The organism is Enterobacter sp. KB-280D8, assembly GCF_041399405.1.
Classification (GTDB): Bacteria; Pseudomonadota; Gammaproteobacteria; order Enterobacterales; family Enterobacteriaceae; genus Enterobacter; species Enterobacter cloacae_N.
Window position 1 is genome coordinate 1,080,081 of record NZ_JBGKEC010000001.1, and the last position, 25,857, is coordinate 1,105,937.

At 54.0% G+C, this 25,857-nt stretch carries 26 protein-coding genes; 11 read left to right on the top strand and 15 right to left on the bottom strand.

Translation table 11 applies throughout. The features are described 5' to 3' along the window. Positions 1 to 9: 9 nt before the first annotated feature. The 5 genes from cheA to flhD form a co-directional block, all read right to left on the bottom strand. Complete coding sequence (cheA, locus tag AB8818_RS05245) at positions 10 to 2,043, bottom strand: chemotaxis protein CheA (protein ID WP_116339043.1); 2,034 nt, start codon at positions 2,041 to 2,043, stop codon at positions 10 to 12. A 4-nt stretch (positions 2,044 to 2,047) separates the two neighbouring features. Continuing rightward, positions 2,048 to 2,977: a flagellar motor protein MotB gene (gene motB / locus AB8818_RS05250; RefSeq protein ID WP_061097847.1), complete on the bottom strand. Its 930-nt coding sequence runs from the start codon at positions 2,975 to 2,977 to the stop codon at positions 2,048 to 2,050. Next, positions 2,974 to 3,861 (bottom strand): flagellar motor stator protein MotA, encoded by an 888-nt coding sequence (gene motA / locus AB8818_RS05255; protein WP_008500417.1) that lies wholly within the window; start codon positions 3,859 to 3,861, stop codon positions 2,974 to 2,976. The genes motB and motA overlap by 4 nt, the downstream gene beginning before the upstream one ends. A gap of 123 nt (positions 3,862 to 3,984) precedes the next feature. Further along, positions 3,985 to 4,563: a flagellar transcriptional regulator FlhC gene (gene flhC, locus AB8818_RS05260; RefSeq protein WP_013096051.1), complete on the bottom strand. Its 579-nt coding sequence runs from the start codon at positions 4,561 to 4,563 to the stop codon at positions 3,985 to 3,987. Positions 4,564 to 4,565: 2 nt separating this feature from the next. After that, positions 4,566 to 4,916 (bottom strand): flagellar transcriptional regulator FlhD, encoded by a 351-nt coding sequence (gene flhD / locus AB8818_RS05265; RefSeq protein ID WP_028013654.1) that lies wholly within the window; start codon positions 4,914 to 4,916, stop codon positions 4,566 to 4,568. 796 nt (positions 4,917 to 5,712) lie between these two features. Here flhD and uspC point away from each other — a divergent pair. Further along, complete coding sequence (gene uspC, locus AB8818_RS05270) at positions 5,713 to 6,141, top strand: universal stress protein UspC (protein WP_371199820.1); 429 nt, start codon at positions 5,713 to 5,715, stop codon at positions 6,139 to 6,141. A gap of 16 nt (positions 6,142 to 6,157) precedes the next feature. On the opposite strand, the gene otsA is transcribed toward uspC, so the two are convergent. The 5 genes from otsA to araF form a co-directional block, all read right to left on the bottom strand. Further along, positions 6,158 to 7,582: an alpha,alpha-trehalose-phosphate synthase gene (gene otsA, locus AB8818_RS05275; protein ID WP_116339039.1), complete on the bottom strand. Its 1,425-nt coding sequence runs from the start codon at positions 7,580 to 7,582 to the stop codon at positions 6,158 to 6,160. Continuing rightward, positions 7,557 to 8,360, bottom strand: a complete 804-nt coding sequence (gene otsB / locus AB8818_RS05280; RefSeq protein WP_116339037.1) for a trehalose-phosphatase — start codon at positions 8,358 to 8,360, stop codon at positions 7,557 to 7,559. Before otsB ends, otsA begins: the two co-directional genes overlap by 26 nt. A 176-nt stretch (positions 8,361 to 8,536) precedes the next feature. Beyond that, positions 8,537 to 9,517 (bottom strand): arabinose ABC transporter permease AraH, encoded by a 981-nt coding sequence (gene araH, locus AB8818_RS05285; RefSeq protein ID WP_032644894.1) that lies wholly within the window; start codon positions 9,515 to 9,517, stop codon positions 8,537 to 8,539. A gap of 14 nt (positions 9,518 to 9,531) precedes the next feature. Further along, positions 9,532 to 11,046 carry an L-arabinose ABC transporter ATP-binding protein AraG gene (gene araG, locus AB8818_RS05290; protein ID WP_163329849.1) on the bottom strand — a complete coding sequence of 505 codons (1,515 nt, stop codon included), beginning with the start codon at positions 11,044 to 11,046 and terminating at the stop codon, positions 9,532 to 9,534. A 71-nt stretch (positions 11,047 to 11,117) separates the two neighbouring features. Beyond that, positions 11,118 to 12,107, bottom strand: a complete 990-nt coding sequence (gene araF, locus AB8818_RS05295; RefSeq protein WP_008500409.1) for an arabinose ABC transporter substrate-binding protein AraF — start codon at positions 12,105 to 12,107, stop codon at positions 11,118 to 11,120. A 788-nt stretch (positions 12,108 to 12,895) separates the two neighbouring features. Here araF and AB8818_RS05300 point away from each other — a divergent pair. Continuing rightward, on the top strand, positions 12,896 to 13,399 hold the full coding sequence (locus AB8818_RS05300) for a non-heme ferritin-like protein (protein WP_116339031.1): 504 nt from the start codon (positions 12,896 to 12,898) through the stop codon (positions 13,397 to 13,399). 165 nt (positions 13,400 to 13,564) lie between these two features. Then, a complete protein-coding gene (locus tag AB8818_RS05305; protein ID WP_116339029.1) occupies positions 13,565 to 14,908 on the top strand; it encodes an anaerobic C4-dicarboxylate transporter in 1,344 nt (447 codons plus the stop codon). A gap of 41 nt (positions 14,909 to 14,949) precedes the next feature. On the opposite strand, the gene AB8818_RS05310 is transcribed toward AB8818_RS05305, so the two are convergent. The 3 genes from AB8818_RS05310 to AB8818_RS05320 form a co-directional block, all read right to left on the bottom strand. Then, positions 14,950 to 15,201: a DUF2766 family protein gene (locus tag AB8818_RS05310; RefSeq protein ID WP_008500405.1), complete on the bottom strand. Its 252-nt coding sequence runs from the start codon at positions 15,199 to 15,201 to the stop codon at positions 14,950 to 14,952. A 108-nt stretch (positions 15,202 to 15,309) separates the two neighbouring features. After that, positions 15,310 to 15,393, bottom strand: a complete 84-nt coding sequence (gene azuC, locus AB8818_RS05315; RefSeq protein WP_014884364.1) for a stress response protein AzuC — start codon at positions 15,391 to 15,393, stop codon at positions 15,310 to 15,312. Between the two features lie 118 nt (positions 15,394 to 15,511). After that, positions 15,512 to 16,150 (bottom strand): RpiB/LacA/LacB family sugar-phosphate isomerase, encoded by a 639-nt coding sequence (locus AB8818_RS05320; protein WP_116339027.1) that lies wholly within the window; start codon positions 16,148 to 16,150, stop codon positions 15,512 to 15,514. Positions 16,151 to 16,407: 257 nt separating this feature from the next. Here AB8818_RS05320 and yecR point away from each other — a divergent pair, with 257 nt between their 5' ends. Both yecR and ftnA read left to right on the top strand, forming a co-directional pair. Continuing rightward, entirely contained in the window at positions 16,408 to 16,746 is a 339-nt protein-coding gene (yecR, locus tag AB8818_RS05325) for a YecR family lipoprotein (RefSeq protein ID WP_116339025.1), read from the top strand. Between the two features lie 203 nt (positions 16,747 to 16,949). Continuing rightward, complete coding sequence (gene ftnA / locus AB8818_RS05330; RefSeq protein ID WP_028013664.1) at positions 16,950 to 17,447, top strand: non-heme ferritin; 498 nt, start codon at positions 16,950 to 16,952, stop codon at positions 17,445 to 17,447. Between the two features lie 36 nt (positions 17,448 to 17,483). Here ftnA and AB8818_RS05335 read toward each other — a convergent pair whose 3' ends face one another. Further along, on the bottom strand, positions 17,484 to 17,825 hold the full coding sequence (locus tag AB8818_RS05335; RefSeq protein ID WP_163329848.1) for a hypothetical protein: 342 nt from the start codon (positions 17,823 to 17,825) through the stop codon (positions 17,484 to 17,486). Positions 17,826 to 18,055: 230 nt separating this feature from the next. On the opposite strand from AB8818_RS05335, the gene tyrP reads away from it, so the two are divergent. Then, positions 18,056 to 19,267, top strand: a complete 1,212-nt coding sequence (gene tyrP, locus AB8818_RS05340) for a tyrosine transporter TyrP (RefSeq protein ID WP_371199821.1) — start codon at positions 18,056 to 18,058, stop codon at positions 19,265 to 19,267. Between the two features lie 33 nt (positions 19,268 to 19,300). Here the strand turns inward: tyrP and AB8818_RS05345 are convergent, their stop codons facing one another. After that, positions 19,301 to 19,969 carry a YecA family protein gene (locus AB8818_RS05345; RefSeq protein ID WP_163329846.1) on the bottom strand — a complete coding sequence of 223 codons (669 nt, stop codon included), beginning with the start codon at positions 19,967 to 19,969 and terminating at the stop codon, positions 19,301 to 19,303. A 414-nt stretch (positions 19,970 to 20,383) separates the two neighbouring features. Here AB8818_RS05345 and AB8818_RS05350 point away from each other — a divergent pair, with 414 nt between their 5' ends. The 5 genes from AB8818_RS05350 to AB8818_RS05370 all read left to right on the top strand — a co-directional run bounded on the left by AB8818_RS05350 (position 20,384) and on the right by AB8818_RS05370 (position 25,389). Then, a complete protein-coding gene (locus tag AB8818_RS05350) occupies positions 20,384 to 21,505 on the top strand; it encodes a branched-chain amino acid ABC transporter substrate-binding protein (RefSeq protein WP_116339017.1) in 1,122 nt (373 codons plus the stop codon). Between the two features lie 98 nt (positions 21,506 to 21,603). After that, on the top strand, positions 21,604 to 22,518 hold the full coding sequence (locus AB8818_RS05355; RefSeq protein WP_163329845.1) for a branched-chain amino acid ABC transporter permease LivH: 915 nt from the start codon (positions 21,604 to 21,606) through the stop codon (positions 22,516 to 22,518). Between the two features lie 11 nt (positions 22,519 to 22,529). Continuing rightward, positions 22,530 to 23,804, top strand: coding sequence for a high-affinity branched-chain amino acid ABC transporter permease LivM (gene livM / locus AB8818_RS05360; protein ID WP_371199833.1), 1,275 nt, complete (start codon positions 22,530 to 22,532; stop codon positions 23,802 to 23,804). Next, complete coding sequence (locus tag AB8818_RS05365) at positions 23,801 to 24,676, top strand: ABC transporter ATP-binding protein (RefSeq protein WP_371199822.1); 876 nt, start codon at positions 23,801 to 23,803, stop codon at positions 24,674 to 24,676. The genes livM and AB8818_RS05365 overlap by 4 nt, the downstream gene beginning before the upstream one ends. Next, a complete protein-coding gene (locus AB8818_RS05370; protein ID WP_116339009.1) occupies positions 24,673 to 25,389 on the top strand; it encodes an ABC transporter ATP-binding protein in 717 nt (238 codons plus the stop codon). Before AB8818_RS05365 ends, AB8818_RS05370 begins: the two co-directional genes overlap by 4 nt. Positions 25,390 to 25,857 lie beyond the last annotated feature (468 nt).

A 25,857-nucleotide genomic window follows, 5' to 3' on the forward strand; every position in this document is an offset into this window, starting at 1 on the left:
TCTACTTAATCAGGCGGCTGTGTACGCCACACGTTGTTCACGATTTAATCCCTGAAGCGCCGACACGTCGACGATCAGCGCCACGCTACCATCACCCAGAATGGTGGCAGCAGAAATACCCGGCACCTTGCGGTAGTTGCTTTCGAGGTTCTTCACCACCACCTGGTGCTGACCAATCAGCTGATCGACCAGCAGCGCGTAGCGGCGGCCCGCGCTTTGCAGGATTACCACGATACCCTGCGTGGCCTCGGTCTTCGCCCCGTCCACTTCGAACACTTTCCACAGCTCGACCAGCGGCAGGTACTCACCGCGCACCTCAAGCACGCGCTCGCCGCCCGCCAGCGGATGCAGATCTTCCTCACGCGGCTGCAGGGATTCCATCACCGCATTCAGCGGCAGAATGAAAACTTCGTCCGCCACTTTCACCGACATACCGTCGAGGATCGCCAGCGTCAGCGGCAGCAGAATACGGATGGTGGTGCCGGAACCCTGTTTAGATTGGATCTCAACGTGGCCGCCCATCTCCTGGATGTTACGCTTCACCACGTCCATGCCGACGCCGCGCCCGGAAACGTCCGTCACCTGCTCGGCGGTCGAGAAGCCCGGCGCGAAGATGAGCATGCCCACCTCTTCGTCGGTCATATTTTCATTCACCGCCATCCCCTGCGAAATGGCCTTCGCCAGGATGCGCTCGCGGTTAAGACCGGCGCCGTCGTCGGTCACTTCGATGCAGATGTTCCCGCCCTGATGTTCCGCAGAAAGGATCAGGTTCCCGACCGGAGATTTCCCGGCGGCAATGCGGTTTTCCGGCAGTTCGATACCGTGGTCCAGGCTGTTACGCACCAGGTGCGTTAACGGGTCGATGATGCGCTCGATCAGGCTCTTATCCAGCTCCGTTGAGCTGCCCATCAGGGTCAGTTCAATCTGCTTATTCAGCTTGCTGGCGAGGTCGCGCACCAGGCGCGGGAAGCGGCTGAAGACATATTCCATCGGCATCATGCGGATGGACATGACCGATTCCTGCAGATCGCGGGCGTTACGCTGCAGCTGGCCCATGCTGGTGATCAGATCGCCATGCGTGACCGGGTCCAGCTCATTGGAGCGCTGCGCCAGCATGGACTGGGTGATCACCAGTTCGCCAACCAGGTTAATCAGCTGATCGACCTTCTCAACGGCAACGCGAATGCTGGTGGACTCGCTGGAGCGCGCGGCCGGTTTTTCAGCGCGGCCAGGTGCTGCGGTCTCTTTTGGCACAGCCTTCAGCGCCGGTGCCGCAGACGCAACAGCCGGTGCCACAGCCTGGGCAACGACGGCAACCTCTTCTGCTGCAGCCGGCGCTTCTGCCGCGGGGGTTTCCGTTTCGAAAGCAATCTGGTCGGCTTCAATCACAAAGCACAGCACCGCCACGATATCGTCCTGACTGATACCGTCATCGAGGGTCGCCGCGAGGCTGTCTTTGCCTTTCACCACATTGCTTAACTTCGCCAGGTTGCCCAGCTCTTCTTCCAGCAGGTTAACTTCGCTCTCTTTCAGGCGTGACAGCACAACGCGCAGTTTGCCCGCTTGCGCAGCGGGCGAGGCCTCTTCAGCAGCAACCGCATCAACAACGCTCAGTTTTGCCGCAGGGACAACGGCTGCAGCGACCTCACCTTTTGCTTCCAGGGCGAGCTGGCGCAGCGCATTGCAGATGTATTCAAAGCTGGCGGCATCAGGCTCTGCCGAACTTTTATAGGCGTCGAGCTGTTCCTGCATAATATCTTTGGTTTCCAAAAACAGGTTGATAATGTCGGTATTGAGCTGCATCTCACCGCGTCGTGCTTCATCGAGCAGGTTTTCCATTAAATGGGTCGTTTCCTGCAGGATGGTAAATCCAAACGTTCCGGCTCCGCCTTTAATGGAATGCGCCGCGCGGAAGATGGCATTGAGCTGCTCGGAGTCCGGTGCTTCGGGCACCAGATCGAGCAAATGTTGCTCCATATCCGCCAACAATTCGTCGGCTTCATCAAAGAATGTCTGGTAAAAATCGCTAATATCCATGCTCACGCTATCACCTCGGATTGGCTGGTGGCGATGTTGGAACGGCAGCCGCAGGGACGGCCCCAGGCTGTTTTAAATCGTCCAGTGACTCATTCTGACTTTCGGCGTTTTCATGCAGGATGGCCTGCTCCGCCTGCTGGTTCAGCACTAAAAGACTGATACGACGGTTGATGGCGTCATCCGGCCCGCGGTCGGAGACGCGCATGGTTGCTGCCATGCCGACCACGCGCAGTACCTTGCCATCATCAAGCCCACCTGCCACCAGCTCGCGACGCGAGGCGTTGGCACGATCGGCAGAAAGCTCCCAGTTGCTGTATCCCTTCTCCCCACTGGCGTACGGGAAATCATCCGTGTGGCCCGACAGGCTGATTCGGTTAGGAATACCGTTCAGCACCGGGGCAATAGCGCGCAGAATATCGCGCATGTAAGGTTCAACTTCCGCACTCCCGGTTTTAAACATCGGGCGGTTCTGGCTGTCGATAATCTGAATGCGCAGCCCTTCCTGGACCAGATCGATTTTCAGGTGCGGACGCAGTGCGCGCAGTTTGGGATCCGCTTCAATCAGCTGATCGAGATCGCCACGCAGCTTTTTCAGGCGCGCCTGCTCCATCTTTCGTTTCAGCTCGTCGATGTTCGGCTCTTTTTTCACCTCACCCTTCTGCTGGGTGTAATCATCGCCGCCGCCAGGAATGGGGCTTTCGCTGTTAGAGATACGCTGCCCACCGGTCACTGCCGTCGCCAGCGGGGTACGGAAATATTCAGCAATCTGGATAAGCTCCTTCGGGCTGGAGATGGAGATCAGCCACATCACCAGAAAGAACGCCATCATTGCGGTCATAAAGTCGGCGTACGCGATTTTCCAGGAGCCGTGGGAACCGTGTCCGCCGCCCTTGTGCTTGCGTTTTTTTACGATGACGATCGGATGGGACTGGTTTTTCATGCGTCCTCAGTTGTCGTCTGTTGGTTTGGGTTTTTCACCGCGCGCACGTGTTCTTCAAGCTCGATAAACGACGGACGCTCGCTGGAGTAAAGCGTTTTACGGCCAAATTCAACCGCGATCGGTGGCGCGTAACCGTTGAGGTTAGAGAGCAGCGTGATCTTCACGCACTGCATCATTTTGGTGGTTTCCGCGCTCTTCTGGCGCAGTACGCTTGCCAGCGGAGAGATAAAACCGTAAGCCAGCAAAATACCGAGGAAGGTACCCACCATCGCATGGGCAATCAGCGCGCCCAGTTCGGCCGCCGGGCGATCCGCTGAGGCCAGGGCGTGTACTACCCCCATGACCGCCGCCACGATACCAAACGCCGGAAGGGAGTCGCCCACCAGCGCCAGGCTGTTGGCCGGCACTTCTGATTCGCTTTCGTGGGTTTCGATCTCTTCGTCCATCAGCGCTTCGATTTCGAAGGTGTTCATATTGCCGCTGATGATAAGTCGCAGATAGTCGACGATGAAATCCAGCATCATGGCGTCCGCCAGAATGCGCGGATAGCTGGCAAAAATCTCGCTCTCTTTCGGGTTTTCAATATCCCGTTCGAGCGAGAACATTCCCTGCTGTCGCGACTTCGCCATCAGGCGATAGAGCAGCGCCAGCAGATCCATATACATGCTTTTGGTGTATTTCGAGCGACGGAACAGCAATGGAATTGCTTTCAACGTGCCCTTGATCGATTTACCGTTGTTACCAACGATAAAAGCCCCTACCCCTGCGCCGCCGATGATAATAAGTTCAGCCGGTTGATAGAGTGCTCCAAGGTGCCCGCCGGTCATCATGTAACCGCCGAAAACTGTACCGAGAACTACCAGGTAACCTAATAAGATAAGCACGACATCATCCTTCCACTAGTGACTATGGCAAGGACGTCCAGTTCGCAGCGTTTACCGTTTGCGGGGTAAAAAAAAGCAGCGGTAATTGCTTACCGCTGCTGGAATCTTGCCCACACGTTCGGGTTAAACAGCTTGTTCGATCTGTTCATCCAGCAGTTGTGGAATAATATCGGCAGCATCCCGGGAAAGTTTACGTCTTTTTACTGCGCGGGATGGCGGCTGACATAAACTACAGGCGAAGCTGCCTGCAGGCTGATGAGCATGGGTAATAAAATTGCCATCGCAGCAATTGCAGCGCGACAGTTCAAGCATTCCGCTCTCAACAAAACGCACCAGCGTCCATGCGCGGGTCAGCGCCAGCAGAGGGCCTTCTTCCTGCTGTGGGCATTGTTCAAGGTAAAGTTTGTACGCTTTGATCACGGCGTCTACGCCGCTACACAAACCGGTTTTGAGAAGATACTGCCAGGCATTACAGAACATGGAGGCGTGGATATTCTGCTCCCAGGTCATAAACCAGTCCGTAGAAAACGGCAGCATGCCTTTCGGCGGGGGACTACCACGTAACTCTTTATACAGTTTGATGAGGCGACCACGGCTCAGCTGAGTCTCGCTTTCCAGCATTTGTAAACGAGCACCCAGCGTAATCAGCTCCATGGCCAGCTGTATGTCACGCGCTTCCTGAACAATGCTTTTTTCGCTCATTGCTAGGCCCTTTTCTTACGGGCTGCGTCATCAGGCTGGCTGATGTCGCTAAGCAAGCGAGTGGAGAGCAGAATACCGGTATGGATCTGTTGGAGATCGTCAACGCGGGATTCCTGCGTCAGACGCGTTATCGTCTGCGGATTATCAAAACGGAACTGGCACACCAGTTGATTCGTTTCCGCCAGTTTTACCATCTGTGGGAGGGTTAACCCACCCAGCATGGTTGCCATTTCTTCGTTAATACCCAGACGAAACATCGCGGACGCTTTGTCCTGACTAATTAAACGCTGCGCGAGCAGTAAATATGACAAATTGATGTCATAGATATGTTTTAGCAACTCGGATGTATGCATTGTTCCCATCCCGAATAACCAACTATTATTTTTATGCGGAAAGACCGCACCCCGTGATGTCGCCGGGAAATCACCCGGTATAAAAAAGAAAAGGCTAAATGCATAGTTGAATCTAGGTTTGTATTCATCGAAACGCGCAAGGGATGCAACAGGGTTACATCTCTGACACGGTTTATCATTTCTTACAAATAACTAAGATTTTTCCTAATTCGACGCAAACTCTACTCGTCAGATTTGCCACATACAATGCAGGCACCCTCAAATTTAAAAAAAATGTGATCCACGTCACATAATTTAAGCGAATACACCCCATAAATCCATCAGTATGACTTCTAATTTGCTCATTTTTTGCCCAATCAGCACTGTTTTGTATTCTTAATCGACGAATACTCATGCATAAGCGTGAGCAAAAGTGGCATGCAACGTGCTTTTACCATTACGTGCAGCATCAACAATCGTTTACATCGCATATGTTTCAGGGACACATTTTGATTACCTCGATAAAACATATAGTTATGCATAGCGGCCAAAAAAATTGTTTCTGCGCGTAATCATTTGAAATGCGTTTATAACTTGTTAAAACCATTTGATAGCGAAAGCGCAGATTTGTGTGACTTACGTTAAGTTGTTAATTTTTTTCATTTAGGCTCGTTTTTTAGTTATTCTTCTTATAAGAATAATTAATGAATAATTATGATTAGCTTCACACTAATGTCGTATTCAACTCTTGCGGAACCAGGAAATTCGCGGTAATGGTGATGTAACGCTGCCTGTCAGACATCTTAAGGAGTGCGCCATGAGTTACTCCCATCTTCTTGTTTCTGTTGCTGTTTCCCCCGAAAGCCACCAGCTTGTCGACCGGGCCGTTTCGATCGCCAGGCCCCATAATGCGCGCATCAGCCTCATCACCCTTGAGGCCGAACCCGAGATGTACAATCAGCTGGCGGCCCCCATGCTGGAAGATATTCGTGAGGTATTGCAGGAAGAAACACAGCAGTTTCTGCGAGAGCTTGTCGAAAAAGCAGATTACCCTGTACATGAAACCGTTATTGCGACGGGGGAACTGAATGCCCATATTCTTGATATGTGCCGCAAGCAGAATATTGATTTAGTGATTTGCGGGAACCATAACCACAGCTTTATATCGCGGGCTACCTGTGCGGCAAAATCTATTATCGCCTCAAGCGAGGTAGACGTGCTGTTAGTACCGCTTGGGGGGGCTTAACCCCCCCAGAGGAAAATCAGGCGAGTTTAGGGAAGGTCGCGATCTTTTTTTGCAGATCGCCTTCATGACTTTGCGGGGTTATTTCGCGTAGATCCTCAATAAAACGCGCCTGCCAGTGATTAATATCGTTTTTACGGATCGTCTCCATCATTTCGGCATGGCGGGAAATTCGCTCCGTCAGCGGCATTGTCAGGGCGCGGTTGAGGGCGTTAGCCACATCATCCCGATCGTAAGGGTTTACGAGCAGCGCAGAGGTCAGTTCGTTCGCAGCCCCGGCAAACTGGGAAAGCACCAGCACGCCCGGATCCGCAGGGTCCTGAGCCGCCACATACTCTTTTGCCACCAGGTTCATCCCGTCACGCAGCGGCGTGACCAGCCCCACGTCCGCGTAGCGGAAGACCTTCATCAGGATCTTACGGTCAAAATGCTGATTCAGATAAAAGAGCGGCGTCCAGCCCAGTTGGCCGTAGCGCCCGTTGATGCGCCCCGCTTCTGTCTCCAGTTGATGACGGATATCCTGGTAGGCCTGGACTTCCCCGCGCGACGTTGGCGCGATCTGGGTATAGCGGATTTTACCGTGGTGTTGAGGGTATTTATCCAGCAGCGTTTCATAGGCCAGGAAGCGTTCCGGCAGCCCTTTGGAATAATCCAGACGCTCTACCGAGAAGATATTCTTCACATGCTTGAGTTCATTCTTAAGCTGCGCCAGCTTCGGCGGCAGCGGGCCGGAAGCCTGTTCCGCAATTTCGTCGGGTTCAATCCCTATTGGATACACTTCGGTATGGAAGGTTTTCCCCCACGCCGTATGGCTTTTACCGCCCCTGGTGACCAGGCGCGCTTTGCCTGATACGGAGTCCAAAAACGCGAGACGGTCATTTTCGGTCTGGAAGCCCAGCAGGTCATAATCACACAGCGCCTCCAGCAGTTCTTCATGCGGCGGCAGCGCGGTGAAAATCTCCGGCGTCGGGAAAGGAATATGCAGGAAGAAGCCAATCCGGTTATTGACTCCCCTTTTACGCAGCTCCCGGGCGAAGGGCAGCAGGTGATAATCGTGGATCCATAAAATATCGTCTTCTTCTATTAAAGGCAGCAGTTTATCCGCCAGCAGCGCATTTACGCGCGAATAGCCCTCGAAGGACTCACGCTGGAATTTCACCAGGTCAAGACGATAGTGAAACGCAGGCCACAGGACGGCGTTGGAGAACTGCGAGTAATACTCGTCATAGTCTTTCTCCTTTAACGCAAATGATGCCCACGTAATGTTCCCGCGCGTCACCTTTTTAAGCGGTTTCTCTTGTTCATTGATTTCACCACTCCAGCCAAACCACAGCCCGCCAGCGGCTTTTAAGGCACCTAATACCCCTACCGCCAGGCCACCTGCACTGGCTTTTTTATCATCAGGCGGTGCAATTCGGTTAGAGACGACGACTAAGCGACCCATAATGGTTTCCCCCTTTGTTTTGCGCTATTTGTTGTTGTTGCTGGTTAGCGATATCAGAAATCCACTGCCAGACACCGGCGACATTCGCCAGACGCCATTCAGCGACAGTGTCACCAGGCCCCACCTTAACGGCGATCCCTCCGGCCTGTTTCACCACGCGAAACCCGGCCTCATCGGTCAGGTCATCGCCAAAAAATACCGGTGTACGTCCCTTAAATGGCGGTTCCGCCATAAACGCCGCAATAGCAGCGCCCTTATTAATGCCCTCAGGTTTTATCTCAACGACGCATTTCCCCGGCTGCAGCGCAAGCTGCGGGTGTGCATCGGCCACGCTGCGGGCAATCGCAAAGATCGCCGCTTCGTGATGCGGAGCCTGCCGATAGTGCAAGGCGAACGCCATGCCTTTCGCTTCCAGTTCCGTGCCCGGGAGCGATGCCAGCGCTAAGGAGAGTTCAGTCTGTAACGCCTGAATTAAGGTATCGGGGAGTGATACAACATGCAGTTGATCATGGATATCGCGGCGCTCCGCTCCGTGTACACCGGCTAGCGGAAAGTGGTAAGGACTGGCGAGCACGTCCAGCTCGGCCATTGAGCGCCCTGAAATCAATGCCAATGCGCCCTCGTTCAGTCGAGAGAGCTGCTGCAAATTCTCTAACACCGTATCCGGTACGACCACGTCGTCAGGATGCGGCTGGATCCCGGCGAGCGTCCCGTCGAGGTCAAAAAAGAAAGCATATTTTCCGGGCAGTACAGGCGGTGCGGTTAACAAGTCAGCCACCCTAATCCTCCTTACGGTTTACGAGAGGTAAACGCCTTTACCTCTTTCATAGCCATGTAAGTATAGACAGTGTGATGGGCCTCGCCATTTGACAACCGCCCCGCCAGCAAAACTGGCGAGGCGGTTCAGGGGTCAACTATGGTTATTAGTTGAGCAATAAAAAGTCAGCGCTGGAGTTACACGGTACGCTTCGCTTTTTGCTTGTAACGGTCGAAAATCACGGCTGCCAGCAGGATCAGGCCACGCACGACGTACTGAGAGAACGGCGAAATATTCAGCAGGTTCATGGCGTTCTCCACCGTGCCCAAAATCAGGATACCGGCCACCACATATGAGATTTTTCCGATGCCGCCCTTGAGGGAAACGCCCCCTAAAACGCAGGCTGAAATGACGATCAGCTCATAACCGATAGAGGTCATAGGCTGTCCGCTGGTCATACGCGAGGCCAGAATAATCCCGGCAGCGGCGGAGACCAGTCCCGAGAGCACAAAGATAATAATCTTGGTTCGTACGACTGGCACCCCTGCCAGACGCGCCGCTTCTTCATTACCGCCGATCGCCAGCGTGTTACGGCCAAAGGTGGTGCGGTTCAGCAGGAAGCCGAACAGGATCAGGCAGGCCACGGTGAGCCAGATAGGCGCCGGCAGGCCCAGCCAGTTGGCGTAGCCCAGCGTAAAGAAGCGCTCGTCTTCAATCCCCACCGCTTTGCCGTCGGAGATGATATAGGCCAGACCGCGCACTATCTGCATCGTCGCAAGCGTGGTGATCAGGGCATTAATCTTCAGGCGTGCGATAACGAAACCGTTCACCAGACCGCTGATGACGCCGAGCAACAGACCGGCAAAAACGCCAATCCACAGGCTTTCCGTCATGTTGATCACCACCGCCGTGGTGACGCCCGCACAGGCGATAACCGAGGCTACCGACAGGTCGAAATCACCGGAGGCCAGACAGAAGAGCATGCCGCAGGCCACCATGCCGGACATGGAAATAGCCAGCCCCAGCCCTTTCATATTAATAAAGGTGGCAAAATTAGGCACGAAAATCGCACAGGCGATGAAGAGTGCGGCAAAGACCACCAGCATGCCGTACTGATCCCAGATACGGCCAAAACTGAATGCCGACTTCGGCGCTCCGGATGTAGTAACAGAGGACATCATTAACTCCTTACTCAGGCGACTGCCTGGCTGACTTTAGGCATGGCGAGGTTCAACGCCTGTTGTTCATTCGCCTGTTCATGAAGTAATTCACCGGCGATTTCACCTTCCCGCATCACCACAATGCGGTCGGCAACGCCAAGCACCTCAGGCAGATCGCTGGAGGCGAACAGCACCGCCACGCCGCGTTTTGCCAGTTCATAGATCACGTTGTAAATCTCGTGTTTTGCGCCCACATCAATACCGCGCGTCGGCTCGTCCAGCAAAATGACCTTCATATCTTCCGACAGCCAGCGGCCCAAAATGGCCTTCTGCTGGTTCCCTCCTGAGAGATTCATAATCAGCTGTTCCGGGCCGGGGGTTTTGATGTTCAGCGAGCGAATATGGTGGTCGGCGTTGCTCGACTCCCAGCCGTCGTTTATCAGGCAGCCCGCGCGGATAAACTTACGGCGGGCAGAAATGTTGATGTTGTCGCGCACCGAATGCACCGGAATGATCCCCTCCGCCTTGCGGTCTTCAGGGCAGAGCATCATTCCGGCCCTGATTGCATGGGCAGGTTTCTGAATATCCACCGGCTCGCCGTCAATGGAGACCTGGCCTGCGGTAATGCGGGTACCGCCGAACAGTCCTTTCATCAGCTCGCTGCGCCCGGCCCCCACCAGACCAAACAGCCCGACGATCTCACCGCTGCGAACGGATAACGAAACCGGCGTTCGCACGCCTGGCGCTTTGACGTTGTCCAGGCGCAGGCGTTCAGGACCGTACTCGCGCGGTTTCCAGTGATAAATATCGCCCAGATCGCGCCCGACCATCGCCTGAACGAGCTGATCATGGTTAACCTGCTGCATATCGGTAAAGGTGCGCACATAACGCCCATCTTTAAATACGGTGATGGCATCGCTCAGGGCAAAAATCTCCTCCATGCGGTGCGAGACATACAAAATGGTGCGGCCTTCCTGACGCAGCTCGCGGATCACGCGGAACAGGTTTTCGATTTCACGTGCGGAGAGCGAACTGGTGGGTTCATCAAAGGCAATAATTCTGGCGTTACGCGCCAGCGCCTTGGCAATTTCAACCATCTGCCACTGGCCGATGGAGAGGTATTTCAGCGGCGTCTGGGGATCGACGTCCAGACCCAGGTGTTTAAGCTGCAGCCCCGCTTCATAATTAAGTAGCGAACGATTCACCACGCCGCTTTTGTGCGGAAGCTGCCCTAAATAGATGTTTTCAGCCACGGTCATCTCAGGGATGAGGTGCAATTCCTGATAGATAATGGCGACACCAGCGTTGAGCGCCGCCGTGGTATCGGCGAAGGCCACCTCTTCGCCGCGAATGGCCAGCGTGCCGGTTGTTGGCGCGTAGTTGCCGCTGAGGATTTTTAGCAGCGTGGATTTCCCCGCTCCGTTTTCCCCCATCAGGGCATGAACCTGGCCGGCATAGCAGTCGAAGCTGATATCGGTCAGCGCGTTAACACCGGGAAACGTTTTCCCGATGCCGCGAAAAGAGAGATACGGATTAGACTGTTGCATAACGACTCCGTGATTCCTGTAGTGTGTACGTCTGGCCCCTTACGGCGAGTAAGGGGCACAATCACAGCGTATTACTTACCGCCCAGTCCTTTTTTCGCCAGTTCCTCTTTGAAGTTGTCGCGGGTAATCAGCACCACGTCGGTCACTTCTGTAAATTTCGGCGGTTCTGCCCCTTTGGTTACCCAGTTGTAGAGCATTTCGCTGGATTTGTAGCCATGGACGTCCGGGCTTGGCAGCAGAGAGCCGTAGAAGCCGGTGGCCTGCGCTTTGGACAGCTCGCTCACCGCATCCACGCCGTTGATGCCGATCCCAATGACATCAGGCGCTTTGAAGCCCTGGCCTTCCGTCGCGCGCACGCCGCCCAGCACGGTGTTGTCGTTCATGCCGACCACCAGCCAGTGTTTCACTTCCGGGTGCTGGACCAGCATGGAGTTCGCGGCATCAAAGGCACCCGGGATGTCGTTAGATTTGGTAGGCACTTTGTAGATCTGTTTTTCCGGGAAGCCGGCCGCTTTCAGCGCGTCCATTGAACCGGTCGTACGGCGACGCGCCGTGTCCAGCTCGTCCGCGGTGATAGCCATAACGGCGGTCTCTTTCACATCCCAGCCGCGTTTCTGCATCTCCTTATAAAGTTCCTGCCCCTGACGTTCACCGATTTTGGTCGCCGCCATCATGACCAGTGGAACGCTGTCCATGGGTTTGCCTTTGGCGTTAACGAACTGATCGTCAACCGCAATAACCTTCATGTCGTAACCGCGGGCTTTCGCCGCAATTGCTGACCCAAGTTTGGGATCCGGGGTGCAGATAACAAAGCCTTTCGCGCCGCTGGCCGCCAGGCTGTCGATGGCGTTCAGCGTTTTCTCACCGTCCGGCACGGCGATTTTAATCACCTCAAAACCTAAATCTTTTCCGGCTTTATCAGCGAATTTCCACTCGGTCTGGAACCAGGGTTCTTCCGGCTGTTTTACCAAAAAACCGAGTTTTAAATTCTCAGCGATAGCGGATTGTGACATAACGGCAGCCAGACCGATGGCCGCCAGCGCTTTAGTAAATTTGTGCATGGTAAACTCCAGCTTTAGCATTCTTTTCTGTAGGGAAGATTTGCGTGCTTCTTATTTAATCGGACTTAAAACAAGGCATTAGCGCTTACCTCGTCATAAGCGTTATTGCTGGTGATAGTTTTAGCGGGAAATTAATCATCCATAAGAGAGCCCCATCACACCGCAGAATTACAGTAATTGCGTACATAAATTCAGCGAAAAATGACATAAAAATGGCAGGAATTGTCAGACAAATGAAAGGGAGGTCAGCAGAATAATCCATAAGATTAGCTAAGAAATCCCTGATGCCTTACGGGGGTGGCGCTGCGGCTATCGCCTGGCGAGGGAACCATGCTTTTTATCAAAAAAGCGAAAGAGGCATAAAAAGGCGTTATTCCTTAAAAATTGATTTAGCGCAAATTTAGTAACGCATCATATATTTGAAATGAATAATCTGTATTTATTTTTTTTACAGAGCATTATTCCGGCTAAATATTCACGAACATAAATCAGTACAGTCAAAAAAGGAATTTACCTTTTAATATCAATGACTTAATTAATTTTCATTTGGTGGCTATATATTTGTATTTTTGTACTATATTAAACTTTGTAATGTATGGTAAACACAGCCTAATTAAGAGTTTTCTTAATCATAAGACAAAGGTATGCTTATTTATATCGAACACAGGAAGTGAATTTTCGATCGACTTCAGTTACTGCAGAAATTGCATTTCTGTTTTTCTTCGCATTTGCCTGACTGTCAGGTTAAGCAGCGGACATCACGTCCCACAGTCTATAAGGATATGAGTATGGCTACCCAAACGATGATGCAAAAACTTAACGCGCAGATGAACCTTGAGTTCTACGCCTCGAATCTGCACCTTCACTTAAGCGCATGGTGTTCTGAGAAAAGCCTCACGGGCTCTGCCACGTTCTTTCGCTCACAGGCACAAAGCAACGTCACCCATATGATGCGCGTCTTTAATTTCCTGAAGGCCGCAGGGGCTAACCCGGTAGTTAAAGCCCTCGATGGGATCAACGAAAATTACTCTTCTCTGGAAGAACTGTTTCAGAAAACGCTGGAAGAGCATGAGCAACGCTGCACGACGCTCAACAGGCTGGCCGATGAAGCCAGAGCACAGCATGACATTACCACCCTTAAATTTTTACGCGATATGGACAAAGAACAGCAGCAGGACGGTATGCTGCTGAAAACGCTGGTGGATGAGATCCATAATGCCCGACAGGCAGGTTTATGCCCGGAACAGGCCGACCGCCACCTGCTCGACCTGGTGGCGGTGCAGCATCACTAAGCGTTTTAACCTGCCCTTTCCCTGATTCTGGGGGGCAGGTTCCCCTCCCCTTTCACCAACCCTCTGCTTTTGCTGAATTTTAACAAATCAGATCTCGCTCCCAATGATTAGCCTTACAAAATGTAATGATTTATTTAATTACATAATCATTGACGAGGGAGCAGCATGATCACTATTGAGTTTGTTGTCATTCTCCTCTGCCTGCTGACGGGTACACGTTTCGGCGGCATGGGGCTTGGGTTAATCAGCGGGATTGGCCTTTTTATTTTGTGTTTTGTCTTTGGACTTCAGCCCGGCAAGCCGCCGGTTGACGTCATGTTAACCATTCTTGCGGTGATTGGCTGCGCCGCCACCCTGCAGACGGCGGGTGGCCTTAACGTCATGATGCAGTTTGCTGAACGCCTGCTGCGCAAACACCCACAGCACATCACGCTACTTGCCCCTTTTACCACCTGGATGCTGACCTTTCTGTGCGGCACAGGGCACGTGGTCTATACCATGTTTCCCATCATTGCGGATATCGCGCTTAAAAAAGGGATCCGACCGGAACGCCCAATGGCGGTGGCATCGGTGGCATCCCAGATGGCGATCACCGCGTCTCCGGTTTCCGTCGCCGTCGTGTCGCTGGTCTCCATCCTGGCTGCGCAGCATGGGATAGGTCACGCGTGGGGGATCCTGGAAATTCTCGCCGTGTCGGTTCCCGCTTCACTTTTCGGGGTGGCGATTGCGGCCCTGTGGAGTTTACGCCGCGGGAAAGATTTGGCTGACGACATCGAGTTTCAGGAAAAACTAAAAGATCCCAGGCAGCGCGAGTTTATCTATGGCGGCACGGAGACGTTGATGAACCAGCGTTTTCCGAAGCAGGCCTACTGGTCGACATGGATTTTCTTTGCCGGTATTGCGGTGGTGGTCCTGCTCGGGGCCTTCCCTGAACTGCGCCCCGCCTTCGAGCTGAAAGGCAAAATGACGGCGCTGTCGATGAACCTTGTCATTCAGATGATGATGCTCATTGCCGGGGCCGTGATGCTGATGGTCTGCAAGGTCAATGCCTCCGCTATCTCAAACGGCGCGGTATTCAAGGCCGGCATGGTGGCGATCTTCTCGGTGTTCGGGGTGGCGTGGATGAGTGATACCTTTTTCCAGGCGCATCTCGACGAGTTAAAGCTGGCGCTGGAAGGCGTTGTGAAAAGCCATCCGTGGACGTATGCCATCGTGCTTTTCCTGGTGTCGAAGCTGGTGAACAGCCAGGCCGCGGCCCTGACGGCCGTGGCGCCGATGGGGTTGATGCTGGGCATCGATCCGAAAATGCTGATCGCCTTCTTTCCGGCGTCATACGGCTATTTTGTCCTGCCGACCTACCCCAGCGATTTAGCCTGCATCGGCTTTGACCGCTCGGGGACGACCCGCATCGGCAAGTTCATTATTAACCATAGCTTTATTCTGCCAGGGTTAATTGGCGTAAGCTGCGCCTGCGCGGCGAGCTACCTGCTGGTGCAAACCTTCTTTTAACCGCATCAACGGGCGACACGCGTGGTCGCCCGTGCGCAGGTTTAATGAGACTCACCCTGCGGCGTGAAGCGCAGCTCTATGAGCGCGATGGCTTTCTGGATCGCGCGAAGCGTAACCGGATCGGCAGCAGCAGGATGGCTGGCAAAATCGATATTTTTCAGCTGAGTGGACATCTTCTCGCGCACTTCAACCGGCGCAATAACGTCCAGAACATCAAGAATTTGCTTGATAACCAGCTGACAGGCGACAACGTCAGATACCAGTTCCTGATCGGCGCTCAGGTTTTGTGACATAGGGCTTTCTCCTTATTCAAAGGCCGCCATAGTATCAAAACGTGGCCCCTGACATCTTCCCTTCATCGCCGCAAGACATAAAAAAACCCGCCGAAGCAGGTTTTTCTGTCAGAACATGGCGCCTGGCGGCACGTCTTTAAAGGTGCGGCAGTAGTTGGCCCACATACTTTTCAGGATTTTGCGCAGTTTCATTGTGATGCTCCATTAACGTGTTATACAACGCTGTCGTCAATGTGCCTATAATATGACCACGGTCACAAAAATCAATATTTTTGTGATGCGCATCACAATTTAACTCTCGAAGAGATCGTTAACCCACGATACCGCGAACAAAATCTTCGATCGCCTTATCCTGGCAATTTTCGAAGAAGCACTGCTGGAAACGCGGGCCGGAAACAGCGGTCTTTACCAGCTCAGGATCGATGGCGCGCAGCGAGTCCAGATAGTTATCTTTCACTACGGCCGCTTTCACCTGGTTCAGAATACCGGCGTTACGCACCTGCGGCTCTTTACGCTCTGGCGGATAACCCTCCCCTTTGCGGCCGGTGAATGCTTTTTCAAAGATAAAGCGAACGTTCAGCTCCGCCCCCCAGCCAAAACCTTTGGCAAACGGCAGCGAAAGCGCATTGCCGTTGTTGATTTGCGCAAAGAGGAAAGCGTCTGCGGGATCGATGCAGTAGCCGCAAATCACGCCAGGGTGGATGTTTAACGACATCAGCGCCCCCTGCCCGGTGCCGCATCCGGTGACCACGAAATCTACCGCTTTCGCATTCAGCAAAATACTCGCCATAATGCCCAGGTGGATGTAGGTCAGGTGATGATCGTTTTCGTCGCTCATACCGACGTTATATACCGGAAACCCTTTTTCATCAGCTACCGTTTTCAGCTCTTTCAGTATCACCGCGTTTTTGGCCGCCTGGCTGTTTTCCATCATCAGTGCAATTTTCATTATCTCTCTCTCCGGGATGCGCTGCGGGCGAACCCGCTATGGATACCTTTTCATAATTTACCCTACTATCAAACAAACGCACTTTCAAAGTAAATGAAATATAGTTTTAAAAAAATAAATGCGCGCTCACAGATCTGTGACAAAAGCGCCTCACGTCGTCCGTTGCAAAGAGAGAAGAGAGATTGTCCGGCTATTCGGGGGATTGCGGCGGGCATCTGCGGGTACGATAACGTATTTCCATCCACTCAGAGCGAACCATGAAAAGAGTCATCGTAGCCGGCGCTATCCTGCTGCTCGCAGGGTGCAGCGTTAACCGTCAGGCGGAAATCAGCAGCCTCGATGCCCCGAACGGCATTGTCCGCCTCGACTACGGCCAGGCAGTGCTGCAAAACGCCTGGTCCGACGAATATGTTAATAACGGTACCGCGGTAAAAGCCTGCCAGAACATGGGGTATGCCACCGCCTCTGCCTATGGACAGCCCGTCAAAACCTGTACCCTGACAAGCGGCTCTTTGTGCCTGAACGAGAGCGTGACCATTCAGTATAAATGCATGGGGTATGCCGTTAACCCTAAGTCAAATAACCCCTGGTATTAATCAAAGCTGCCAGCGCGTGCTGGCGCTTTATTTAACTAAGAACAAAAATAATTCGCATTAATAAAGATAAATATCGCCAATGCGTTTTATTCCCATTCGTATTTTGAACTAATAAATCTTTAATTTTACTTTTTGCAAATAATTAAATAACAAATTATAGTGTCGCTCATTATGAACCCGTAATAATAATCCGGAGCGCCACCATGCTGAAAACTGAAATGATCGACAAGCTCAATGCGCAAATGAACCTTGAGCTCTATTCATCCCTTCTCTACCAGCAGATGAGCGCCTGGTGCAGCTATCACAGCTTCGAAGGGGCGGCAGCGTTTCTGCGTCGTCACGCTCAGGAAGAGATGACCCACATGCAGCGCCTGTTCGATTATCTGACCGATACGGGTAGCCTGCCGCGCATCGAGAACGTGGCATCGCCTTTTGCCGAGTACAATTCTCTCGACGAACTGTTCCGCGCCACCTATGAGCACGAACAGCTGATCACTCAGAAAATTAACGAACTGGTTCATGCGGCAATGATCGGCCAGGATTATCCAACCTTTAATTTCCTGCAGTGGTACGTCGCTGAACAGCACGAAGAAGAGAAGCTGTTTAAATCGGTGCTGGATAAATTATCGCTGGTGGGTAAATCCGGCGAAGGACTTTACTTTATTGATAAAGAACTTTCGACTCTCGATACGCAGAATTAATATCAGCGCGGCGCCGGTTTCCGGCGCCGCGTTAATTTACATACACCCCGCGCAGCTGGTGCAGCGCCAGTCGTGAGGATTCACGGCCTGGTAAAAATTGCGGTAATTCGCCGTCTCCAGCGGAATACCCGCCTCGAAAAACAGGTCGGTTAGCCAGTCGACGTTCTCAATAATCCACTCATCTTCCTGTAGTCCCTGGGCGAACGCCTCATCCTCGGGATCGATAATCGAATAAATTGCCCACGTGCCCATGTCTTTTTCGCGTCGGGACTCCGGCAGCGTCAGGGGCTGATTCTGCCAGCTGATAATCCAGTGACCGTGGCATAACAGATTGCCTCCCCGGCTCCATGCCGCGGTAAATAGATTCTCCCCCGCCATAAAAACCCTCACTTTATTTTATTATTTGTACAAGGTGTTTACGTTACGCCTGAATTTCGCGCCGTAATATTGCCCTTATGAAGTAGGCATCACCCCATAAAGGATCGGAGGGTTAGCCGGGTGTAAAATAATCATTACACGACTTGTAACGGTGATTTGACGAATTACCGCTTTTCCCTTACTCTGCGCCGCAGAATTTGTCGCGATTCACCATCGTTGTAGAGGAAAGCGTGAAAAACAGCACCCTGGGAAGTATTTTTATCGTCGCCGGAACGACGATTGGCGCAGGAATGCTGGCAATGCCCCTGGCCGCAGCAGGCGTGGGATTTGGAATGACCCTGCTGCTGCTTGGCACGCTCTGGGCATTAATGTGCTACACCGCACTGCTGCTGCTTGAGGTATACCAGCATGTCCCCGCCGATACCGGACTGGGTTCGCTTGCGGCGCGCTACCTGGGACGCTACGGCCAGTGGATCACTGGCTTTAGCATGATGTTCCTGATGTATGCCCTGACCGCCGCCTATATTAGCGGTGCCGGAGAGCTCATCGCCTCCAGCGTCAATGACTGGTTTGGCTCAGACATCACCCCTGCCACGGGAGCCATCTTCTTTGCGCTCATCGGCGGCGGCGTGGTCTGCGTGGGAACCTCGCTGGTCGATCTGTTTAACCGCTTTCTCTTCAGCGCTAAAATTCTGTTTCTGGTTGTCATGCTGGTGCTGCTGGCGCCGCACGTGCACAAGGTGAACCTCCTGACGCTGCCGCTGGAAAAAGGTCTGGCGCTTTCCGCTATCCCGGTTATTTTCACCTCATTTGGCTTCCACGGCAGCGTGCCAAGCATCGTCAGCTATATGAACGGTGATATTCGCAAGCTGCGCCGCGTCTTTGTCATCGGCAGCGCCATTCCGCTGATCGCCTATATTTTCTGGCAGCTGGTGACGCTGGGCAGCATTGACTCTTCAACCTTCGTCGGGCTGATGGCGCAGCACGCTGGCCTGAACGGTTTTCTGCTGTCCCTGCGCGAGGTGGTCACCTCGCCGCACGTGGAGCTGGCGGTGCACCTGTTTGCCGACCTGGCGCTGGCAACCTCATTCCTGGGCGTGGCGCTCGGCCTGTTTGATTACCTTGCCGACCTGTTCCAGCGCCGCAATACCGCCGTCGGGCGGTTGCAGACCGGCGCCATTACCTTCCTGCCGCCGCTGGCCTTTGCGCTGTTTTACCCACGCGGGTTTGTGATGGCGCTGGGCTACGCGGGAGTGGCGCTCTCTGTCCTGGCCCTGCTGCTCCCTTCCCTGCTGGCGTGGAAAAGCCGTCAGCAGCATCCTCAACAAGGATACCGCGTGGCAGGCGGGAAACCGCTGTTGTGCGTTGTGTTTAGCTGCGGGGTGATGATTATTCTGGTGCAGGTGTTGATTGCAGCGGGGATGCTGCCGGAAGTGGGTTAACTAAAAAAGGGGCTAACATCAGCCCCTTTTTTATCAGTGCAGGCAGCAGCTCTTAAACTTCTTCCCGCTGCCGCAAGGACACGGATCGTTACGCCCCACCTTCGTGCCATTCACGACAGGCTTCTTCGCTTCCGGCTGCTGCGGATTCTCCACCCAGTAGTTGTATAAGCGCAGGGCCGCAGGCTGGATGCGCTCGATGCTGGCGATATACTCCTCTTCGGACAGTTCATCCAGCTTCTCGCTGTTCTCTTCCGTTCCGTGCAGGGCAATCACCTCGAGGTCGGCCTTCAGGGATTCCGGCAAGGCTGACCAGTCCGTCAGCGCCACGCCGCGCATGTAGCCATAGCACCACTCTTCGACCACGGTGTAACTCTCCCCGTCAACGTCGTTATAGCCGAACATCGGCTCAAACTGATCCGGGTACTCGCTCAGGCGCTCGGCAATGTCGTTCATATGCTTAAAGCAGAGATCGATAAAACGGTTCATCTCACGATCGTTTTTCCAGCGCGGAATGTATTTCTCCCCGCCCCACACCGCCACCAGCCAGGCATCTGGCTCAACGACAACAGGGCCGGAAAGCACTGCGGTAAACATGCCGTCCAGTTCGGATACGTCAATCACGGACGCATCGTCATGACCGTAAGACATTAACGTCTCTTCCAGCCACGCCATTTCGCTTTCATTTAATGGACCTTCCGTCATCGCGGACACTCCTGATAAAAAGGAAAGGATCCTACCACAGATCGCACGCCTGCCCTGGCTGAAGTTTAGGTCTTTATTGCTGCAAAAGCGTGCAAATCGTGACCGTTGCACAACTTATGGGCTTTATTGTTAACGATGTGTGATCTCCGCTGTAATTTCTTCTGCTGCCCCAGGGCGGGATAACGCGGCACTCTATACTCAAAGATGTCATATCCCCGTCAAGGGGTTAACCATTCTGGCAACGTTTTTGCTTGCTGTTCTTCGCGCGACGCTGCGCATGGAAACCTCGCCGTATCACGCAGGATGCCGTTCGTTTAGTGCATTTTGTTCTTGCTCGTGTTTTTGGATTGGCTGCGCCCTGGGCGTTCAGGCTTACGCCGTGGTGCAAAAACCTCTTTGCTAAGGAACATAATAATGTCGCTGAAATTTATCAGAACTCCCCTTTCTCTTGTGTTGGCCGGTTGCCTGGTGACGGCGTTTTCCGCCCGGGCAGATATTGTGATTGGCGTGGCCGGGCCGTTCACCGGACCGAATGCCACCTATGGCGATCAGTACTGGCACGGCGCTACGCAGGCCGCAGAAGACATTAATGCTGCAGGCGGGATTAACGGTGAGAAGATCAAACTGGTTCAGGGGGATGATGCCTGCGAGCCTAAGCAGGCCGTGGCCGTCGCCAACCGCTTAGTCGACCAGGATAAGGTCAATGCCGTGGTCGGCCATTTCTGCTCCTCTTCCACCATGCCCGCCTCTGAGGTGTATAGCGACGCCGGCATCATCGCGATTACTCCCGGCTCGACCAATCCGCTGATCACCGAGCGCGGCATGAGCGACATGTTCCGCATGTGCGGCCGCGACGACCAGCAGGGCCAGGTGGCCAGCGACTTCATCATCGACAAGCTGAAAGCCAAACGCGTGGTCATCATTCACGATAAAGACACCTATGGACAGGGGCTGGCAGACGCTACCAAAGCGGCGCTGGCGAAACGCGGGGTCAAGGATGTGATGTATGAGGGGTTATCCCGCGGTGAAAAAGATTTTAACGCGCTGGTGACGAAGATCGGTGCCCAAAAACCGGACGTGGTGTTCTTCGGCGGCTGTCACCCGGAAGCCGGCCCGCTGGTTCGCCAGATGCGTGAACAGGGCGTGCAGGCGAAATTCTTCTCCGGCGACTGCATTGTCAACGAAGAGATGGTGACTGCGGCGGGCGGCCCGCAATACACCAACGGCATTTATATGACCTTCGGTAAAGATCCGCGCCTGATCCCGGACGGTAAAGCAGTTATCGAGAAATTCCGCGCCGGTAAATTCGAGCCGGAAGGTTACACCCTCTACTCCTATGCTTCCGTGCAGGCCATTGCCGCGGCCTTCAAGGCCACCGGCGGCAAGGACTCTGCCAAAGCCAGCGAGTGGCTAAAGGCCAATTCCGTCGACACGGTGATGGGCAAAAAAGCTTGGGACAACAAAGGCGATCTGAAAGTGTCTGACTACGTGGTTTACCAGTGGGACGACAAGGGAAAATATAAGGAAGTCGAGTAACGGGACGGAGTCACGCTCAACGTCGGCGGGCCTGCCCGTCGGCGCGTAATAAACATCAGGCTGCGCGTCTCGCGCAGCCTAAAAACGAGCGCGCTAAAATGAGTACATTCTTCCTGCAACAGTTAATCAATGGCTTAACGCTGGGCTCCGTCTACGGCCTGATCGCCATCGGCTACACCATGGTGTACGGCATTATCGGCATGATCAATTTCGCCCACGGCGAAGTGTATATGATTTCCGCCTATCTCTGCGCCATTGGCCTGGCGCTGCTCTCTTTCTTCGGGCTTGAGTCATTCCCCCTGCTTATTCTGGGTACGCTGGTGTTCACCATCGCGGTAACCGGCGTGTACGGCTGGACTATCGAGCGTATCGCCTACAAGCCGCTGCGCAACTCCACGCGACTGGCGCCGCTTATCTCCGCCATCGGGATGTCGCTTATCCTGCAAAACTATGCCCAACTGAGCCAGGGACCGCGCCAGCAAGGGGTGCCGACCATGCTCGACGGCGTGATTCGCCTGCATTTTGGCGACGGGTTCGTGCAGATAACCTACACCAAAGTGTTTATTCTGGTCGCCTCGTTTGCCGGCATGCTGATCCTTACCTGGATAATCAACCACACCCGGCTGGGGCGGATGTGCCGCGCGGTACAGCAGGATCGGAAGATGGCCTCCATTCTGGGCATTAACACCGACCGGATTATTTCGCTGGTTTTTGTTATCGGCGCGGCGATGGCAGGCCTGGCGGGCGTGCTCATCACCATGAATTACGGCACCTTTGATTTCTACGTCGGGTTTGTGATTGGCATTAAGGCCTTTACTGCGGCAGTGCTCGGCGGCATCGGATCCCTTCCCGGCGCCATGCTGGGTGGCCTTATCCTCGGCGTCGCGGAAGCCCAGTTCTCCGGCATGGTGAACTCGGACTATAAAGATGTCTTCTCATTTGGCCTGCTGGTCATGATCCTGATTTTCCGTCCCCAGGGACTGCTTGGGCGCCCGATTGTGGCCAAAGTGTGAGGGAGAGAATGATGACATCGCACGGTTTTTCTCTTAAACGCTGCATTCTCGACGCGATTTTTTCCGGGCTGATTGCGCTGATTATCTTCGGCCCCATTGCGGGCGTGGTGCTGGACGGGTACAGCTTTAACTTCGCCGGACAGCGGCTGGCCTGGATGGTTGGCATTGTGATGCTGGGGCGTTTTCTGTTGAGCGCCTTTTTAGGTACCGCCGCGGGAGCCCGCTTTCAGGCTCGCTTTGAGGCCGATAGCGCGGGCGTGTATGTACGGCCTCCGGAATACAAAAGCCGCATGCGCTGGATTATTCCTCTGGTGATTGCTCTTGCGGTTTGCTTTCCGTTTGTCGCCACTAAATATGTGCTGACCGTCGCTATTCTCGGGCTGATCTACGTGCTTCTTGGCCTGGGGCTGAACATCGTCGTGGGGCTGGCCGGCCTGCTGGACCTGGGGTACGTTGCGTTCTACGCGATCGGGGCGTACGGTCTGGCGCTGGGATACCAGTATCTCGGCTTAGGCTTCTGGAGCATGCTGCCGCTGGCGGCGATCATGGCCGCCGCCGCAGGCGCCCTGCTCGGTTTCCCTGTGCTGCGCATGCACGGTGACTATCTGGCCATCGTCACCCTCGGATTCGGGGAGATCATTCGCCTGGTACTGAACAACTGGCTGACCTTCACCGGCGGCCCCAATGGCGTCTCGGCCCCTCCTCCCACCTTTTTCGGTCTGGAGTTTGGACGACGCGACAGGGAAGGTGGCGTGCCCTTCCACGAATTTTTCCACCTGACCTTCAACCCGAACATGAAGTTCATCTTTATCTATACGGTGCTGTTTCTGGTGGTAATGCTGGTGCTCTACATCAAGCACCGCCTGACGCGGATGCCGATTGGCCGTGCGTGGGAAGCCCTGCGGGAAGACGAAATTGCCTGTCGCTCAATGGGGTTAAATCATGTGCTGGTTAAGCTCTCAGCCTTTACGCTGGGCGCGTCGACCGCGGGCATTGCCGGGGTATTCTTCGCGACCTACCAGGGGTTCGTGAACCCGACCTCATTCACGTTCTTCGAATCGGCGCTGATTCTCGCCATCGTCGTGCTGGGGGGTATGGGCTCGACGCTGGGCGTAGTGCTGGCCGCCTTTGTGCTCACGGTCACGCCGGAGCTGCTGCGCAGTTTTGCTGAGTACCGCGTCCTGCTGTTTGGCATGCTGATGGTGGTGATGATGATCTGGCGTCCGCGCGGTTTGATCCGCATTAACCGCAGCGGGTTTGCCGTGCGTAAGGGCGTGGCGCCATGAACGAAACGATATTGCGCGTTGAACATCTGATGATGCACTTCGGCGGGATTAAGGCGCTAAACGACGTCAACCTGGACGTGCAGCGCGGCTCCATTACCGCCCTCATCGGGCCAAACGGGGCGGGAAAAACAACCGTGTTTAACTGCCTGACGGGCTTCTATAAGGCCTCCGGCGGCAACATTTTATTTAATACCCGCACAAAAACGACCAACGTTATTCAGGTCCTCGGACAAAAATTCCAGCCGGGCGACTGGATTAACCCCGCGCAGCTCGGGCTGCGCCTGTTCTACAAAATGTTTGGCGGAACGCATCTGGTGAACCGCGCCGGGCTGGCGCGCACCTTCCAGAACATTCGTCTTTTTCGCGAGATGTCGGTCGTAGAAAACCTGCTGGTCGCGCAGCATATGCGCGTCAACCGTAATCTTCTCGCCGGGATTTTAAACACGCCGGCATACCGGCTGGCGGAGAGCGACGCCCTGGACAGAGCCTTCTACTGGCTGGAAGTGGTGGACCTGGTGGAGTTCGCCAATCGCCTGGCGGGAGAGATGTCGTACGGTCAGCAGCGGCGTCTGGAGATCGCGCGGGCAATGTGTACCGGGCCCGAGATGATCTGCCTGGATGAACCCGCCGCCGGGCTTAACCCGGTCGAAACGCATAAGCTCAGCAGCATTATTCGCTTTCTGCGGGATCGGCATGACATCACGGTATTACTGATTGAGCATGATATGGGGATGGTGATGGAGATTTCGGACGACATTATCGTGCTCGACCACGGCGATGTGATTGCCAGAGGAAAACCCGAGCAGATCCAGCATGATGAAAAGGTCATTGCCGCCTACCTGGGCACGGATGAAAGCGAGGTGATCCTATGAGCGAACCGCTGCTGGCATTTCGCGAGGTGGATGTGTTCTACGGCGTGATTCAGGCGTTGAAACAAGTTTCGCTGGAGGTCCATAAAGGTGAAACCGTGGCGCTGATTGGCGCAAACGGCGCGGGGAAATCGACATTGCTGATGTCCATCTTTGGCCAGCCTCGTATCCGCAACGGGCAGATCCTTTTCAGTGGTGAAGATATCAGCCATAAATCCACCCACTACGTCGCCTCCGGCGGCATTGCGCAGGCGCCTGAAGGCCGGCGCGTCTTCCCGGATATGACCGTTGAAGAGAATCTGCTGATGGGGACCATCCCCATCGGTAACCGGTATGCGGCTGAAGATATGCAAACTATGTTCGAGCTGTTCCCTCGCCTCAAGGAGCGGCGTAAGCAACGTGCGATGACTATGTCCGGCGGGGAACAGCAGATGCTGGCTATCGCCCGGGCGCTGATGAGCCGTCCGAAGCTGCTGCTGCTGGATGAACCGAGCCTGGGCTTAGCGCCGATCGTGGTGAAGCAGATCTTCCAGACGCTGCGCGAGCTGGCCCGTAATGGCATGACCATCTTTCTGGTGGAGCAGAATGCGCACCATGCGCTGAAGCTTTCCGATCGCGGGTATGTGATGGTTAACGGGCAGATCCGGTTGAGCGGTAGCGGCGAGGAGCTGCTGGGCAATCAGGAGGTGAGGAAGGCGTATTTGGGTGGGGTGTGACTGGCAAATTCCAGGCACAAAAAAACCACCTTTCGGTGGTTTCACGACACTGCTTATTGCTTTGATTATTCTTTGTTTCCCATGGTACCCGGAGTGGGACTTGAACCCACACAGCGCGAACGCCGAGGGATTTTAAATCACACGTGTTATACATAATAATCATACACATACGTTTATTTTTCGCCAATAATTCATAATTTTTACATCAGATGAATCAACGGCTTACGTTTATCGAAAAGTCACAATGGCGAAACTTTTATCTGGCCGCGCACCGACATGGGGTATCGGGGGTCGGAGGTTCAAATCCTCTCGTGCCGACCAAAAAACATATTGAAAACCAGCCTCTTATGGCTGGTTTTTTTATTGGTGTTTTTAAACGGGGATAAACCAGGGAATAATTTCCCATACTTTCAGTTCAATCGGACGAAAATCCCATCCTTTAAATCGTTTTACTCGCCTTGACACTGT

Bases quoted from the DNA above. Each gene is read 5' to 3' on its own strand.
- AB8818_RS05355 (WP_163329845.1), top strand. From the start codon at position 21,604: ATGAGTACATTCTTCCTGCAACAGTTAATCAATGGCTTAACGCTGGGC.
- AB8818_RS05335 (WP_163329848.1), bottom strand. From the start codon at position 17,825: ATGGCGGGGGAGAATCTATTTACCGCGGCATGGAGCCGGGGAGGCAAT.
- flhC (WP_013096051.1), bottom strand. From the start codon at position 4,563: ATGAGCGAAAAAAGCATTGTTCAGGAAGCGCGTGACATACAGCTGGCC.
- ftnA (WP_028013664.1), top strand. From the start codon at position 16,950: ATGCTGAAAACTGAAATGATCGACAAGCTCAATGCGCAAATGAACCTT.
- AB8818_RS05365 (WP_371199822.1), top strand. From the start codon at position 23,801: ATGAACGAAACGATATTGCGCGTTGAACATCTGATGATGCACTTCGGC.
- uspC (WP_371199820.1), top strand. From the start codon at position 5,713: ATGAGTTACTCCCATCTTCTTGTTTCTGTTGCTGTTTCCCCCGAAAGC.
- azuC (WP_014884364.1), bottom strand. From the start codon at position 15,393: ATGAAACTGCGCAAAATCCTGAAAAGTATGTGGGCCAACTACTGCCGC.
- motB (WP_061097847.1), bottom strand. From the start codon at position 2,977: ATGAAAAACCAGTCCCATCCGATCGTCATCGTAAAAAAACGCAAGCAC.
- araH (WP_032644894.1), bottom strand. From the start codon at position 9,517: ATGTCCTCTGTTACTACATCCGGAGCGCCGAAGTCGGCATTCAGTTTT.
- flhD (WP_028013654.1), bottom strand. From the start codon at position 4,916: ATGCATACATCCGAGTTGCTAAAACATATCTATGACATCAATTTGTCA.
- AB8818_RS05350 (WP_116339017.1), top strand. From the start codon at position 20,384: ATGTCGCTGAAATTTATCAGAACTCCCCTTTCTCTTGTGTTGGCCGGT.
- livM (WP_371199833.1), top strand. From the start codon at position 22,530: ATGACATCGCACGGTTTTTCTCTTAAACGCTGCATTCTCGACGCGATT.
- yecR (WP_116339025.1), top strand. From the start codon at position 16,408: ATGAAAAGAGTCATCGTAGCCGGCGCTATCCTGCTGCTCGCAGGGTGC.
- AB8818_RS05305 (WP_116339029.1), top strand. From the start codon at position 13,565: ATGATCACTATTGAGTTTGTTGTCATTCTCCTCTGCCTGCTGACGGGT.
- AB8818_RS05300 (WP_116339031.1), top strand. From the start codon at position 12,896: ATGGCTACCCAAACGATGATGCAAAAACTTAACGCGCAGATGAACCTT.
- AB8818_RS05345 (WP_163329846.1), bottom strand. From the start codon at position 19,969: ATGACGGAAGGTCCATTAAATGAAAGCGAAATGGCGTGGCTGGAAGAG.
- otsA (WP_116339039.1), bottom strand. From the start codon at position 7,582: ATGGGTCGCTTAGTCGTCGTCTCTAACCGAATTGCACCGCCTGATGAT.
- AB8818_RS05320 (WP_116339027.1), bottom strand. From the start codon at position 16,150: ATGAAAATTGCACTGATGATGGAAAACAGCCAGGCGGCCAAAAACGCG.
- araG (WP_163329849.1), bottom strand. From the start codon at position 11,046: ATGCAACAGTCTAATCCGTATCTCTCTTTTCGCGGCATCGGGAAAACG.
- AB8818_RS05370 (WP_116339009.1), top strand. From the start codon at position 24,673: ATGAGCGAACCGCTGCTGGCATTTCGCGAGGTGGATGTGTTCTACGGC.
- AB8818_RS05310 (WP_008500405.1), bottom strand. From the start codon at position 15,201: ATGTCACAAAACCTGAGCGCCGATCAGGAACTGGTATCTGACGTTGTC.
- araF (WP_008500409.1), bottom strand. From the start codon at position 12,107: ATGCACAAATTTACTAAAGCGCTGGCGGCCATCGGTCTGGCTGCCGTT.